Source organism: Neisseria sicca 4320, assembly GCF_000193735.1.
Lineage (GTDB): Bacteria > Pseudomonadota > Gammaproteobacteria > Burkholderiales > Neisseriaceae > Neisseria > Neisseria sicca_E.
In genome coordinates, this window is the sequence record NZ_AEPF01000080.1 from 48548 (window position 1) to 64561 (window position 16014).

At 49.5% G+C, this 16014-nt stretch carries 9 protein-coding genes; 3 read left to right on the forward strand and 6 right to left on the reverse strand.

Features of this window, described 5'->3' with window-relative positions; translation table 11 throughout:
* Positions 1–49: 49 nt before the first annotated feature.
* The gene (locus NSCA4_RS0108190) at positions 50–1189 is read right to left on the reverse strand and encodes an NADH-dependent flavin oxidoreductase (protein WP_016687676.1); all 1140 of its coding nucleotides are present in this window, start codon (positions 1187–1189) and stop codon (positions 50–52) included.
* Between the two features lie 230 nt (positions 1190–1419).
* Here NSCA4_RS0108190 and NSCA4_RS0108195 point away from each other — a divergent pair, with 230 nt between their 5' ends.
* Together NSCA4_RS0108195 and NSCA4_RS0108200 are read left to right on the forward strand one after the other, a co-directional pair.
* Entirely contained in the window at positions 1420–2169 is a 750-nt protein-coding gene (locus tag NSCA4_RS0108195) for a GNAT family N-acetyltransferase (RefSeq protein WP_016687677.1), read from the forward strand.
* 105 nt (positions 2170–2274) lie between these two features.
* Positions 2275–3024: a lysophospholipid acyltransferase family protein gene (locus tag NSCA4_RS0108200; protein WP_016687678.1), complete on the forward strand. Its 750-nt coding sequence runs from the start codon at positions 2275–2277 to the stop codon at positions 3022–3024.
* Between the two features lie 313 nt (positions 3025–3337).
* Here the strand turns inward: NSCA4_RS0108200 and rpoD are convergent, their stop codons facing one another.
* Together rpoD and dnaG are read right to left on the reverse strand one after the other, a co-directional pair.
* On the reverse strand, positions 3338–5290 hold the full coding sequence (rpoD, locus tag NSCA4_RS0108205; RefSeq protein WP_016687679.1) for an RNA polymerase sigma factor RpoD: 1953 nt from the start codon (positions 5288–5290) through the stop codon (positions 3338–3340).
* Positions 5291–5510: 220 nt separating this feature from the next.
* Positions 5511–7283: a DNA primase gene (gene dnaG, locus NSCA4_RS0108210; RefSeq protein ID WP_016687680.1), complete on the reverse strand. Its 1773-nt coding sequence runs from the start codon at positions 7281–7283 to the stop codon at positions 5511–5513.
* A gap of 585 nt (positions 7284–7868) precedes the next feature.
* Between dnaG and NSCA4_RS0108220 the strand changes: the two genes are divergently transcribed.
* Entirely contained in the window at positions 7869–9224 is a 1356-nt protein-coding gene (locus NSCA4_RS0108220; protein WP_029609661.1) for an MFS transporter, read from the forward strand.
* 336 nt (positions 9225–9560) lie between these two features.
* Here the strand turns inward: NSCA4_RS0108220 and NSCA4_RS0108225 are convergent, their stop codons facing one another.
* The 3 genes from NSCA4_RS0108225 to NSCA4_RS0108240 form a co-directional block, all read right to left on the reverse strand.
* Positions 9561–11027 carry a surface lipoprotein assembly modifier gene (locus NSCA4_RS0108225; RefSeq protein WP_016687683.1) on the reverse strand — a complete coding sequence of 489 codons (1467 nt, stop codon included), beginning with the start codon at positions 11025–11027 and terminating at the stop codon, positions 9561–9563.
* Between the two features lie 329 nt (positions 11028–11356).
* Complete coding sequence (locus tag NSCA4_RS0108235) at positions 11357–12229, reverse strand: Slam-dependent surface lipoprotein (RefSeq protein ID WP_016687685.1); 873 nt, start codon at positions 12227–12229, stop codon at positions 11357–11359.
* A gap of 200 nt (positions 12230–12429) precedes the next feature.
* The gene (locus NSCA4_RS0108240; protein WP_016687686.1) at positions 12430–15696 is read right to left on the reverse strand and encodes a TonB-dependent receptor domain-containing protein; all 3267 of its coding nucleotides are present in this window, start codon (positions 15694–15696) and stop codon (positions 12430–12432) included.
* Positions 15697–16014 lie beyond the last annotated feature (318 nt).

Consider the following 16014-nt stretch of genomic DNA (forward strand, 5'->3'; position numbering starts at 1 on the left):
TTCATCCCCTACCCCGCTCAAAAAATGGGTAGGCGGCTGAATCGTTTAATCAAGCATCCACCGGCTTCCAGTCCGCACCTTTTACCGGCGGCAGCCAAGATTGCGTACCGCTGGCGGAAAATTCCCACAGGATGTCGGGTAAGCCGTAATGGTCGGCGCGCGTCGGGTCGAGTTGCGTTTCGATTTCGGCTTCGCGGCCTTCGCTGATTTGTGTGGCGATGTGCGGATTGATCATGACGGTTTTGCCCAATGCGATAAATTCCGCCCAGCCGGTTTCAAACGCCGCCAGAATATCGTCGGCGGCAAACAGGTTGCCCACACCGATAAGGGGCAGCTTGCCGTTGATACGGTCGTGGATAAACTGCATACGGGTTTGCGCCGTATCGCCGCCGCGTCGGATTTTCTTGTCGAATTCCCACAAGGAAACGTGCAGGTATTGCAGCGGCTTTTGTACCAACGCGTCAATCAGCGCGCCGGTTTCAGCCATGGTCAGCCCGTCTTCGCCCGCTTCTTCGGGCGAGAAACGGTAGCCGATGATGAAATCGTTGCGTTGGTGTTTTTCACGGACGGCGGCAACGGCATCGACGACGGCGAGCGGGAAGCGCATTCTGTTTTCCAAGCTACCGCCCCATTGGTCGTTGCGGCGATTACTTTGGGCAGAGTAAAACTGTTGGATTAAATAGCCGTTCGCACCGTGGATTTCTACGCCGTCAAAGCCCGCGCGAAGTGCCAAATCGGCAGCTTGGGCGAAGGAGGCGATGAGTTCTTCCACTTCTGCGGCACTCGCTTCACGCGCTCCATCCTTTTCGCTGGCGGACGCACTGATTTTATCGCGGTGATTGAGTTCTACCATTGCTTGGGAGCCGCCGTGATGGATTTGCAAAATCGCTTTTGCACCTTGTTTTTGAATGATTTGGGCGGTTTCTTTCAGGCTGTCGAGGCAGTGTTCGCCCGTAGCTTCAGGCTGTCCGCGGAAGGCTTTGCCGCCTTCTTGAACCAAAGTGGCGGCGGAGATAAAGAGCCCCATATCGCCTGCGCGGTTACCGAGAAATGTACTCTCTTGGTCGCTGATTAGACCGTCGGCGTGGGAACCGAAATGGGTCATGGGTGCAACAGCGAGGCGGTTTTTGACGGTTACGCCGTTGTTGAGTGTGAAAGATTGGAAAAGCGGAGCGTATTTGGGATTCATTTTGTTCTGTCGAAATTAATAACTTCGACATAATTGGGACAAATATGGAATCATCAAGAACGAGGTCGTCTGAAAAACACGGTTTCGACGAAACGGAATGTTTTCAGACGACCTTTTGCCAACAGTTTCAAGCGTAGCCAACCGGCAAATGGACGCATCCAACGGGGTAGAAATATAAATCCTCCGCCATATCCGCTATAATCGACTCTTTTCATCCGACAGGAAGTCAAATGTCCTCCAGCCGTTTCAACCAAACCGGCCCCAAAATCGGTCTGAGCGTGCGCCTTGCGGAAACGCAGGCGGAAATTGAAGCAGCACAACGCTTGCGTTATCAGGTATTCGCCCAAGAACTGGGTGCAGAAATCGAAAGCGACGATGGTCGCGATGTCGATCCTTACGACGAACATTGCCACCACCTTTTGGCTTTTGACGACGCAACCGGAGACGTTATCGGCTGCTACCGCCTGATTACCGAAGAAACCGCCAAAAAAGTCGGTGGCTGGTATAGCGAACACGAATTTGACTTGTCCCCTTTGAAAGACATCTTGCCGCAAACCGTCGAACTCGGCCGCGCCTGCACCCACCCCGACTACCGCAACGGCGGTTTGGTCATGCTTTTGTGGTCAGGTTTGGTCAAATTCATGAAAGACGAAAACCTGCGCTTCATGATAGGCTGCGGCAGCATTGATATGCACGACGGCGGCAGCGATGCGGCAGGTCTGTATCATGCCCTGAAATCCAAATACCTTGCGCCTGAAAAATGGTGCGTCAAGCCGCTCAATCCACTCAAGTGGGACAAAATCACCCCGTCGGACAAACCGGACGTCCCGCCGCTGATTAAAGGCTACCTTACCGCGGGAGCATGGTTCTGCGGCGAACCTTGTGTCGATGAGGCGTTCAACTGCGCCGACGTGCTTATCATGATGGACATTACCCGCCTGGCAGACCGTTACCTTCAGCGTTTTGCCCCCAGACTATAAAGACTAAAAGGTCGTCTGAAAACCTTTTCAGACGACCTCAACTATTGTGAAATCAACGATTTTTAGCAATTCCACCCTATACCAATATACACACACCACAACCTTATGATTGCCAAACTACGTTTCACATTCCGCCTGCTCTGCATCGGCTTCTGCCTGATTTACGGTATGGCGGAAATGTTCTTCCTGTTCCCCTTTTACAGCAAACGGCGCAAACTGCGCGCCATCCAAATCTGGTCGCTGCGCGTCCTCGCTTCCTGCGGCATGAAACTGGAGACCTTCGGCACGCTGCCTCAGGAAGGGCAGGCGCAGTTGTTAATCAGCAACCACATCTCTTGGTTAGACATCATGGCTGTCAACGGCGCATTTCCGGGTCGATTTGTGGCGAAAGACGATGTCGCCAAATGGCCGGTAGTCGGCTATCTCGCCACGCAGGCGCAGACCGTTTACGTTTCACGCAATAAAGGCACCAAAGGCAATACCGCTAAAATCGCCACGGTAACCGAAGCCCTTAAAAACGGCGATACCGTAACCATTTTCCCGGAAGGGACGAGTACGGAAGGTTATGAAATCCTCCCGTTCAAACCCGGCTTTTTCCAAACCGCCTACGATGCAGGTGTTCCCATTATCCCCATGCTCTGCCGCTACCCCAATCCCGACGGGACAAGCCCGAACCCTAAGGCGGCTTATGTCGGCGATACCAGCTTGTGGCAATCGATCTGCATGATTATCAACCAGCCTTCCAGTAAAGTGGAGCTGCATTTCCTAGAACCGGTTTCTGCAAAAGAGAACCGCTACGAAACGGCACAAGAAGTACACGGCATCTTGAGCCGGAAATTGAAAGAATTGGGCTGAAGAGTCAAAACAAAGGAAAGGTCGTCTGAAGCATAGGGAAACCGGTTTTCAGACGACCTTTTTTGCAAACTATGTTTTGTTTGCCGACCCATTCAGCAATAATACCGTGATGTAGCGCGGGCTTTGCCCACGAAGATGATAAGCAAAAAAGCTGCTGAAACTTCCCTATTATTCGCGGGCAAAGCCCACTCTACGGGTTTTAAGTAAACATAGTGTGATGAACACAAAAGGTCGTCTGAAAACGTACAACTTCTGTTTCAGACGACCTCTTACCCATAAAAAACTGCAGGTATAAAACCTGCGGTTTGCTGTTTTACAGTTTGCTGTCTTCGCTGTCGAGGAAGCTTCTGAGGCGATCGCTGCGGGTCGGATGACGCAGTTTGCGCAGGGCTTTGGCTTCGATTTGGCGGATACGTTCGCGTGTTACGTCAAACTGTTTGCCGACTTCTTCGAGCGTGTGGTCGGTATTCATGTCGATACCGAAGCGCATACGCAGGACTTTGGCTTCGCGCGGGGTCAGGCTTTCGAGGATTTCTTTGGTGACTTCGTGCAGGCTGGTGTACATCGCGGCGTCTGCAGGGGCAACGTTGTTGGCGTCCTCGATGAAGTCGCCCAAGTGCGAATCGTCGCCGTCGCCGATCGGGGTTTCCATCGAAATCGGCTCTTTGGCGATTTTCATGATTTTGCGGATTTTGTCTTCCGGCATTTCCATCAACTCGGCAAGTTTGGCGGAATCAGGCTCCTCACCGGTTTCTTGAAGATACTGGCGGGAGAGGCGGTTCATTTTGTTGATGGTTTCAATCATGTGCACGGGGATACGGATAGTGCGCGCCTGGTCGGCAATCGAACGGGTAATCGCTTGGCGTATCCACCATGTCGCATAGGTGGAAAATTTGTATCCGCGGCGGTATTCGAATTTATCGACCGCCTTCATCAAGCCGATGTTGCCTTCTTGGATCAAATCAAGAAACTGCAAACCGCGGTTGGTGTATTTCTTAGCGATGGAAATCACCAGGCGCAAGTTTGCCTGAATCATTTCCTGCTTGGCGGCTGCAGTTGCTTTTTCGCTCAACACCATGTTTTTGCTGATGTCTTTCAGCTCATCAATGGAAATGCCGGTTTCTTTTTCCATGTCCGCCAACTCGGTTTGTTTTTCGAGAATGGCGTGGCGGAAGCGGTCGAGCGCGTTGCTCCAGACCCTGCCTTTGGCTACTTCATCTTCCACCCATTTCAGGTTGGTGATCTCAGGCAGAAAGTTTTGTATGAAGTAATCGCGTTCCATATGGACGCGGTCAAGGCAGATATCACGGATTTCGCGTTCGAGCTTGCGGATGTTTTCGACACGGTTGCGCAGGCTGCCGCTAAGGCTCTCGATTTGGCGGGTGGCGAAGCGGACTTCCAATAGTTTGTTGGCGATAGCTTCGCGGTGCGCCAGATAATCGGGATGGCGGCTGCCGTGTTTTGCTAATTTTTTAATCATTTTGCCGTATTCGCTTTCAATGAAGGCGAAGTGGTTCAGCACTTTTTGCTTCAATTCGGCAAGATGGGCGGCAGTCACAGCTTCGGAATCGCTGCTGGAATCGTCGTCATCTTCGTCTTCATCCGCTTCATCTTCTTCACTGCTGCCGGAATCGTCGTCGTTTGACGCGCTTTCCAAGTGCCCCAAGCCCAATTCGTTGAGCAACACTTCGTTCGGATCGATGATGGCTTCGACCACTTCGTCCACGCGGATTTCATCCTTGCGGATTTGCTCGATCAGCTCGAGGATTTCAGCGATAGAACCCGGACAGGCGGAAATCGCCTGCACCATGTTTTTCAGGGCGTTTTCTATTTTTTTGGCGATGATGATTTCGTCTTCGCGGGTCAGCAGGTCAACCTGCCCCATTTCGCGCATATACATACGCACGGGGTCGGTGGTTCTGCCGAACTCGGAGTCCGCGCTGGACAAGGCGGCTTCGGCTTCGGCAACGGCATCGTCGTCGGTTACGGCGGCGGCGTTGTCGCTCAACAAAATGTCTTCCGCATCAGGCGCCTGCTCGGTCACTTGGATGCCCAAGCCGGAAATCATGCTGACGATGTTGTCGATTTGATCCGCATCGGACATATCGTCGGGCAAGGCGTCGTTGATTTCGGAATAAGTGATGTAGCCGCGTTCCTTACCCATAATGATGAGCTGGCGCAGGCGGGCGCGCTGCTCTTCGAGGGTCAGCGGACGGTTGTCGTCCTGTTCTTGATAGTCTTCGTGATTTTGGTCTTCTTTAGACATGGGTTACTTTCTTGATCTGATGGTGTGCCGACGGTTTGCATGATGCACCTGAAGGCAGAACAGAGTGATAACCGATTTAACGTCAATCTGTTAAGTTATCACTCTGAGGTCGTCTGAAAGCTCTTTGGAACGGGTGTTCTGCGGGATCATATTCGCAGCTTGGGACAATGCTTTTCTGACGGCCTGAAGGTTGCTGGATTCGGCTGGGATTGCCGTTCGTTCAATTTTGCTTTGCCGTCAAAAGCGACAGCAAGAGTTTTTTTTCATTTTCATTCAAACCCGATTGCAGGCTTTTCTGCTTGAGGGTTTCGATTTGTTTGTATTTTAACTCGTTAAGGAGTTTCTTCATGCCGATTTGGAAGTTTTCGCGGTCTTCTTCGCCTCCGCCTTCCATTTCTTCAGAAGAGAGTGTCGATTGGAAGATTTGGTTCACGGTTTCTTCGTAAGGAGAACCGCGCATATACTCTAAAACCTGCGCGGTAGCAGGTACGGCGGCATGGCTTTTAATGGTTTCGGCGAGATTGGCAAGACAGGCGAAATCGCCGTCCAATGCTAAATAATCGGGCAGGTCTATATATGCAGCCCAATCCGGATTTATCAAGAGGCTGCGGATTTGCCGTTGCACCAGCGTCAGCATGACCGGCTGCTTGACGGAAATCGGAGGCAGTTTGTAGCTTTTTTGTTTGACGTGCCGCTTGGGTGCTTCCTGCCCCAGCAGTTGGGCGAGATTGTCGGGATCGATGCCTACCAGCTCGCTAAGTCGTTGTTTCAACAAATAAGCCAATGCCGGCGCGGTAATTTGCGCCAAAAGCGGCGAACTGGTTTTCACCAATTCCGCCTTACCTTCCTGCGTATTGAGATTGAGGTCGTCTGAAAGATGTTCCCAGAAATATTCAGACAGCGGCTTGCTTTGGTTCAACAGCGCATCTTCAAATTGCGCTTTTCCGTAGGCACGGATGTAACTGTCGGGGTCGTGTTCTTCGGGTAAGAACAAAAAATGCAGCGATTTATCGTCTTTCAACTGCGGCAACGCATTTTCCAACGCACGCCAAGCTGCTTTCCGCCCCGCGCTGTCGCCGTCGAAACAGAAATAAATACTGTCCGCCTGACGCATCAGGATTTTGACGTGTTCCGCCGTCGTCGCCGTGCCCAAAGCCGCCACGCCGTAGCCCACGCCGAACTGCGCCAGCGCGACCACATCCATATAACCTTCGACCACCAAAATCCGCCCTGCTTCCTTGACCGCAGCACGTCCTTCATACAAGCCGTAAAGGTTTTTCCCCTTATCAAACAAAGGCGTATCAGGCGAGTTCAAATATTTCGGTTTCGAATCGTCCAACACCCTGCCGCCGAAACCAATCACCTGCCCGCGCGGATTGCGGATAGGAAACATAATCCGATGACGGAAGCGGTCGTAATGCCGCCCCTCATTGTCAATCACCATACCCGTATCCACCAACGCAGTATTCGGGTACGGTTGGAACACTTGCGCCAAAGGCTGCCAACCGTCGGGGGCGTAGCCCAAACCATAATGCGCAATGACTTCCACGCTCAAACCGCGCTTGTCCAAATACGCCTTCGCCGTTGGATTGAATTTCAACTGTTGCGCATAAAAATCCGCAGCCGCTGCTGTCGTTTCCTCCAGCGTCTGCTGTTTTTTCTTACGTTCGGCACGGACTTCGGGATTATCGTTCTGCCCGCGCACTTTAGGCACGGCCATGCCCACGCGGTCGGCAAGAAACTGCACCGCCTCCGGAAACGACAGCCCCTGATGTTCCATCACAAAACCAATCGCCGAACCATGCGCCCCGCAACTGAAACAATGATAAAACTGCTTGGTCGGGCTGACCGAAAACGACGGCGTCTTTTCCTTGTGGAACGGACAACAAGCCATATAGTTCGCCCCGCCCTTCTTCAGCGGAACCTGCTCGTCGATAATATCGACAATATCGACTTTGGCCAGAAGCTCGTCAATGAAATCGGATGGAATCATAGTTCGGCGGATGCGTATGGACGGGACAAACGTTTTCAGACGACCTTTTTATCTTAAAGGTCGTCTGAAAACAGAATCTCGAATCGGGTTGGGAATAAGGTTCGTATTATAGCGTGGATTCGGGATAAAAATAATCGATATAAAAACAAATTACCAATCCTGAAATGTAATAACCATAGTGATAAAATTATTACTGTCTCCTCGTTAGAACTCAAAAAATATCAAACCAAGTTAAATAATATTGACACATCACAAATAGCAAATTGTGTCCAAACCAATAGTTAAAGGTCGTCTGAACAATTTCAGACGACCTTTACCACACCTTCCATTCCAACATAAGTTAATAATCTCACACCTAATCAAATCATACTTGCAATCGCATCGAGAATCATAAACATCTAAACATTTCTATCTCTAAAGACGCAATTGCCAAAAATATAAGAAATCTACTATCATTATATTTCAAATTGTATTATCCGTATCAAATTTATTTTAATTTTAAATAAATTATTCCGTATCGGAATGCGCACATAAGCATCATAACAAATTACATATATAACTTTCTTCAACAACATGGAGTCCATGATGATTTCCTTTCTCGCTTCCAAACAAGGAAAACCAGTACCCGAAGCCGAGGTACGCGGTCGCTATAACCGTTTGCGCTGGCAAGCCTTATTCGGAATTTTTATCGGCTACGCTGCGTATTACATCTTGCGCAACAACTTTCTTTTATCATCCCCTGATTTAATTCGAGATTTTGGCTTTACCAAACAAGACATTGGTTTCGTATCCGGCACAATGCTGATTATTTACGGCATCAGTAAAGGTTTGATGTCGGCATTGGCAGACAAATCAAACCCGAAACATTTTATGATTTTCGGCTTGGTCATGTCCGCCTTAGTCAATTTAATGATGGGCTTCACCACGGCATTTTGGATTTTCTTTTTGCTGTGTATGCTCAACGGTATCTTCCAAGGTATGGGAGCAGGTCCGGCTTATGTGGTCTTAGCAAGTTGGTTTCCACGCAAAACGCGCGGTATCACAACGGCAGTATTCAATATTTCGCATAATGTTGGCGGCGGTCTGGTAGCCCCTATTGCCGGCGGTGCTGTTGCCTGGTTGGGTGAGACTCATTGGCAGTCGGCACATTTCGTTGTACCCGCAGCCATTGCGTCCGTTGTAGCAGCAATTGTTTACTTTGTAGGGGTCGGACGGACTTACAACGAGGGATTGCCACCGATGAACGAAATCTTGGGTAACTCTCATGAAGAACTGATCGCTACCAAAGAAGAAAACGTTGATCTGACCACATGGCAGATTTTCAAACAATACATCCTTAAAGACATCAATGTATGGTTTGTATCGTTTATTGACGTATTCACCTATATGATACGTTTTGGCGTTTTGACTTGGCTTCCACTGTATCTCTTGGAAACCAAAGGCTTCTCCAAAAAGGATATGCATCTTGCCTTTGCCATTTTCGAATGGGCTGCTATTCCTTCCACGTTGCTGGCAGGTTGGATAACTGATACCTACTTTAAAGGTAAACGTATGCCTTTATCCATCATCACCTTGGTAGGCGTGGGTGCCTCTATCTTCTTGTATCGAAACGGTACCAGCTTGTCTACGGTAACTATCGGCGCAGGCTTGGTGGGCTGTTTGATCTATGTGCCTATGTTCCTGTCTTCTTTGCAAACCATCGAATTAGTGCCTTCATTTGCTGCAGGTTCGGCAACAGGTCTGCGCGGTTTGCTGAGCTACGTATTGGGTAGCGCGGGCGGTACTGCTCTGTTTGGCATCTTAGCCGACAGATTCGGCTGGGATGCCGGTTTCTACCTACTGCTCTTCGCCGTTGTCGGCTGTATTTTCTGTTGTGCCATGGTACATCGTGGCGTATTGAGACTGGAAGCTCAAAAAGCAGCCGGAACAGCTTCGCAGTAATCCCTTCATGACGCTCAAAACACCCCGAAACAAGATGTATTTTACTGTTTTGGGGTGTTTTTAAGGACTAATGCAGATTAAAGCTATACTTGGCACATATAGTAAATTAACTTTAAACCAGTACGGTGTTGCCTCGCCTTGCCGTACTATCTGTACTGTCTGCGGCTTCGCCGCCTTGTCCTGATTTAAATTTAATCCACTATAAAACCTCATTAATATCTATTATCCGCACGTCAAAATTCTTCATTCAAACATAAATCAACAGATTAGAAAAACAAAAACAAAAGGACGTGCGCCAACCAAAACTGTCAGACATTTTCAGACGACCTCGGGTGCTTAAAACCTGTATTCTGCTTTTATCGTAAATTCGTTGCGTTTGTAGCGGTTCAACCAGGACGAGCTTTTGTTGTCGGTGTGCTTGATGCTGAAAACGGGCGTAATGCCGCGGAGGAAAGGGCGGTCGAATTTGATGTCCAACTGGTAGGTGCGTTCGAAATCACGGCGGCGGGTTTCCAGCCAGGCATGGTAGTCCTGATAGGCTGTTTTGCGCCAGATTGCCTGAAAGGTGGCGTCGACGCCGGATTCGAAACGCTTGTTGACACCCGCGCGCAGGCCGTGCCGACGGTAGGAATCCACTTTTTCGCGGCTGTTTTTGCGCAGGTAGTCGTAGCCGCCGAATACCAGCCAGTCTTTCGGCAGGGCGTAGATGGCGGTGGTGAACAGAAGCGTCTGCGGGCCGTTGAAATGTTTTAATTCGCCGCGGTAGCGGTCGTATTTGTGGTCGAGCTGCACGCCCAGCGAGGCTTGGTCGGAAAAGGTGCGGCTGTATGCCGTGCTGATGCCGGCGCTGCTGTCGCGCAGTTTGCCACCCGACCATTCGTATTGCACCTGCGGGCCGATACTGAAGGAATGGTCTTTGCTCTGAAAACTGTAAGCGGGGCTGACGTTGATATTGTGTTCGCCGTATTCCTTGTTGCCGGGATAGAGCCGGCCCCATGCGTAGCCGCCCAGTTGCAGTCCGTGGTGGCCGTTGAGCGAAATGCGTCTGCTTAAGTTGGCTTCATATACCCACATCCGGTTTTTCAACGCATCGGGCGCGTAGGCGTCAAGCTGTTCGTTGCGGCAGGACAGCATTCCGGCATCGTCCAGAATCGGCTGCCCGTTCGAATCGAAACCGCAGCTTGTCTGATTGCGGACAACCGTCGCGCCCGACGACTGGTTTAAGTTGGTGTCGTAACCCGCGCCGAACGAAACCGAGCCGCTCCACGCATCGCGTTTCTTCAAAGCGTCGGCAAACACTTTGATTTTCTCATTGACGGCGGGTACTTCGGGAATATCGATGCCCTCGAACAATACCGCCGATTCTTTGTTTTGTTTGTCTATAAACAGCAGCCGCGCCAAATCCAGGCGGCCGCGCAGAAATTCGGGATTCTTGCGGTAAAGCTCGCGGTATTTCGCCAGCGCGGCCTTCAAATCGTCACGGAACACCGCCTGATTGGCCTCGGCAAACAGCACTATATCGGGGTCGTAATCATCCTGACGGCGGTAAATGTCCAACAGCCGCGCCGTTTCTTCCTCGTTTTGCGCGTTGACCGCCTTCATCAGCGACAACGCCAAATCTTCGCCGTCCTGCACTTCTCCCGCGCCGAACTCAATCACCGTATTGTCCGCTTCGTTCCTTTCCTGCTGCGCGCGGCGGAGTTCCGTTCCCTGTTTGAGCTGCATGAAGCGGTCTTCCCTGTCGTCGGCAAACGCGTGAGGCAACAGGCTGATAAAAAAAGGAAGGAGCAAAAGGCGTTTCATAAAATTCTTTCCTGTATGTCGGACGGCTTTGTTTTTCAGACGACCTTTTCAAAGAAAAACTTATATTTCATCTTTACCGGGCAAGAGCATTGTTTATTTGCATGGAAGCCCCAGCCGGGTCGTCTGAAAAATGAGTTTCTCAAGCCCATCGAAACAGCACGCCTTCAAACTCACGGGCCGTTCGGAAAATACCGGCTTAAACGCATTGCGAAGCCCGATATTTCCGAACGGCCCTGTACGATGTGCATTGTGTGTCGGATGATTTGTGTTTTATAGGCGGACGGAATGGTGAACGACAAAAACCGTCCGCCTTATCGCATTATGATTCATTATTTACCGGTTTTCGTACCGCCAAAGGCAGTGTTATAGGCATGGTTTCGGCCAAAATCAGCCACACCAGCAATCGCCGCGCCTTGGTTGCCGAAGAAATGACCGTGGGCCGTACCGGCCACTTTGTTTGCCGTAGCTTTACCTTTAAATGAAGCCTGAGCCGTATTAATCGTGGCATTGTTGATGGCGACATTCAAACCTGTACGTTTCATTTCGCCGTTTAGCGTCCGTTTACCGAAATCGGCTTTCAGCGTACCGTTTAAGAGGGCTGTATTTTGCGTATGATATTGGTTGATACCCTTAACCGTATAAGTGGCAGTACCCGTAGTCGGCAGATTGGTGGTTCGACCCGTGCCGCTGTAGAAGGCGGTGTAATTCGTACCTTTTGTACCGACAGCCGCACCGGAAGGAACGGCAGACCAGTCGCCGAAGTAAACATCCATATTACCGACTTTGGAATAAGACAGACGGCCTAAATGGGAATGGTCGGGCATTCTTGGAATATTGTCCCAAACAATACCTTTCATACGGTACAGATTCGCAACAGTAACGCCGTTTTTGTCTTTACCCAAAATGCCGTGAGCGAACGTTTTGACAAAAAATCGATTTGCCGTCGCATCAATTTTGGCAAAAGAAACAGGTTGATTGTTGGCAAGACCATTTTTATTTGTCGGTTTTACATTTAAGTCAACCACATTAATGGCAGCCTTACCGAAATTCGCGTCGTTTTGGTTAGTCTCTACTGTCGGGACAATATGTTTAACCCCTTTTACATTGTTACTTGAAGAGAGGTCTGAAGCCGGATTGGCAGCAAACGCAGAAGAAGCGGCAAACGCAACACTCAATACCGCAACGGTTTTTACGAGTTTCATAATTCACTCCAAAATAAAAATTTACAAAATCAACGAATTTTCTCAAGAAGAATCTGAATCAAACTTACAAATCCGCCCTCTTGGAAAAGTAAGGTAAGTATATTCCTATTTTTAGGAAATAGAAACATGAATTATTATCATTTCTGAAAATTTACAATTCAATAATATCAGAATTTCGATAATTGAATCTAGAAACTATTTTAGAACTTGCCTGTAATCCCTACCCTGATGGTTCTGCCCGGTGCGGGCAGATAGGAGCGGCTCATCGGGTCGAGGTAGTAGCGGTTGGTCAGATTACTGCCCACCAGTTCGGCAGTCAGGTTTTTGCCGATTTTGTAGCGCAGGTAGGCATCCCATACCGCGACAGGCTGCCAACGCATATCGTTATATTGGGGTTTATGATTAGTTCCCTTATATTGATTGAATATGTTGTAGTTAGGCTGCCATGCATCATTGCGGTTTTCATAGACGCGGCTGTGGTAATGAAGGCGCACGCCTGTTTCCAGTCTGTTGGCAAGAAAGCGGCTGCCCAATTCGGCATCAATCGACCAGCGTGGCTGAAGCGCGCTTGCCAGATAGCCCGAATCGCTCAAACCGCCGTGGTTGCAGACGGGGCGACTCATGGTTTTGCCGGTTTCGGCAAAATATGTTGCATCAACATCTCCCGCTGTTACAGACGACCATTGGAAGGTTTCGTCGCACATTTTGTTTTTCAGGCTGCGGAATACGTTCAGGCTGCCGAAGACGCGTCCGGTATCGAAGCGGGTGGACAGCTCGGCACCACTGCGGATTTGTCTGTCGAATTGTTCGAATTCGAGATTGTCGTCCCTGTCGATAACGTTTTTGGTCTTGTTATGGAAGTAGTTAATGCGGAAATCCGCTTTTTTCATTTTCGGTAACAGTCCTGTCAAATCATGGATGTAGCCCACTTCCCAGTTTTTGGCGTGTTCGGGGCGCCAGCCATAGCCCATGCGGTTGAATGAGCCGGCGGCGGTAGAAAAGCCGTAAGTCCCTTCAAAAATGCTGGGGTAGCGCAGGGTTTCGGTATAGCGCAAATAGGCGCGGCTGTAATCAGTAAAATTGACAGTGGCAGAAAATGCGGGCACCCAACCGCTGCCTTTCTGCTTCATTGCTCTCTGTTTTTCGGCTTCGGTCATTGGAGTCGTATATACGCTTGCATCAACGTTATAATACTTAGGCACAAACTGCGGACTGTCCGGAATAGACGGGTCATATACAGGATTAGGGACTTTAGTGTGCAAATCAGGAATGCTGCCATTGGTAAGGGGATGATCCTGCATATTCAGACGGCCTTTATCGTCTTTCAACCAATAGAAATCCACCTTTTCATTAGGATTGACCCATTTTTCGCGATCATCTGTCAAAATCGGAATATTTTGCGAATTGACTTGTAACGACAGTCTAATTTGTGCATGTTTTTTTCTTTGTTCTGAATATTCATCTGACATATATAAAGCATAATCAAGACTGCCATTTGCCAAAGCATCGTCAATTGCCTTGTAATCCGCGTATTCTTGCGGCGTGGCAACCCTGCCGATCGAATATTTTATCCCCCTGTTCATTTCTAACGGATAGCCGGTCTTATACGTACCGCTTTCTAAACGTTTGCTTTTATCCTGAAGCTGAAAATTGGTGTACCGCCCTCCCGCCGTCAACGTCAGCCAGCGGAAGGGTTCGTAGCGGAAATTGAAGCCCAGATTGTATTCACGCCGCTTGCCGTTTCGAGGTACGCCATATTGGTTCAATTCATAATTTGCCCTGATGGTGCTGTTTTCGAGTTCTTCACGATATTTGTCGTATCCTCCCCGCTCCAGCTCGTCTGAAAAATCATTGCGCGATGTCAGTTTTTCGTTTTGAAAATCGCCCATCAAGGTCAGCGACAGTTTGTCGCTCAATTTCATACGGTTAGAGAATTGAAAGCCTGTACGGTTGTTACGGGCGTAATAGGCGTTGCCTTCAATGGTGTTGAAGCGTCCGTTGGTATTGGGCGTTTCGGGTTTGGGCGGTTTTGGGGTTTCAAAGCCTGCATCCAGCAATTCCTGCCGCTCTGCGGGGGTGTATTTCTGCCATCTGTCGTATTCGTCCCATGCTATTTGAAATTTGTTGTCCTCATAAACGGTATCGCCGGGTGAGCCGCCTGCGGTATTGGTTTTAGAATTGGTGCGCGTTGTCCAAAGCGTGGCATCGAAATCTATCCAACGGCTGCCCTCGGGCTTCCACGAATAGTCGATATTGTAGGAACGCTGTTTGACCCATGCCTGCGGCCATTCGGCAATTTTGTTGAGGACGGACGCATCCCAACTGATGGGGCCGATAATGCGAGAAGGCATGATTTCGCCGAACGTGGAATCGGTATGGCGCAGACCGAATTTGAGCGTTTGGCGGTTCGGCAGACGGAAGGTGGTTTTACCTACCCATGATTTGGTTTCAAGCGAAGTATTGCTGACTTCTCCGCCCGGATGATAGAAAAGTCCGATTTTTGAAATATCGGGTGCGCCCAGCATGTTTTCACTGCCGAAAAATTTCTCACCCTTGGCAGCGGCTTCTTCTTGACGACGTTTTAATTCGTCTAAAGTTTCTTGTGTCCAAGGACCGATATAACCGTAGCGTTCCGCCCCTTTTTTGCCGGAGAAATAATTGCCTTTACTGCGGTAGGCGTAGGCGAGCATGGCATCGAAATTGTCCTGCTTGGTGGCAGCGGCAATGCGGTAGGCTTTATCCTCCCCAAATTTATTGCGTCCGTTGAAACGCTGGTCGATTCGGTCGGTATCGTCAAAAAACGAACGCCAAATACCGCCTGTTGCCACTGCGGGAACAGGCAAGGTTCGATAATCGACTGAATGTTCATAAGCATTCTCACGCCGCTTGATGGAATTGTTGGCAGCCTCCGCCTTCACTTCAAAACCGTATTTCTGCCCTTCGGGGACAATATCGTCGGCATCGATGGTCTTCAGGGCGACGGAGCCGCCTATGCCGCTTTTCATATCACGGCTGAACGAGGGGCCTTTTTCGATAGACACGCTGCTGATGATGTTGGGGTCGACGTAGTTGCGGTTGTTTGCGCCCGCGTAGCCGCGCCAGACGGTAATCGCCTGCTCCGTGCCGTCGATGGTAACGGGAATCCGTCCTTGACCTTGCACACCACGTATATTGGGATCCAGCGCGCCGCTGTTGCGCGCGTCGCCGCTGTACACGCCGGACATACCGCTCAAAAGATCGGATACGGTGTTGCCTTTGAAGGTTTCGACTTCGTTTTTGCTCTTGTAAAGATTGACGACTTCACGGGTATAAACCCGGTTTTTACCGATTTCGTCTTTATTGCGTGTGCCTTTGACCGTAACGGTATCGAGAATGACGGTCGGCGTATTATCGGCAGCATAAATGATGGGAGAAAAACCGATGGCGGCGATGCAGGCGGCAAGGGTGTTGACTTTGACTGGCTTCATAACGGATTCCTTGTGTGGCGGAATGTCAGACAGCGTCGTCTGAAAATGTTCAGACGACCTCGGAAAGGTTTTACCGCAAATGAATTGAATGATATTTAATGATTTTGATTATTATTTATATAATTTTCGATAATTTTAACCGAATCTCGATAATATGCAAACATTTGCTTACTTCTTCGGTATCCTGTTCAAAAATATTCGATTCGTTTAACATTTTGTTTTCAAATGAAATCAAATTATTTTCCTCAAAATAAAGCTTTATAAATATCGGGCAGTCTAAAGGTCGTCTGAAAATCCGATGCCGTCCAATCAAGGCAA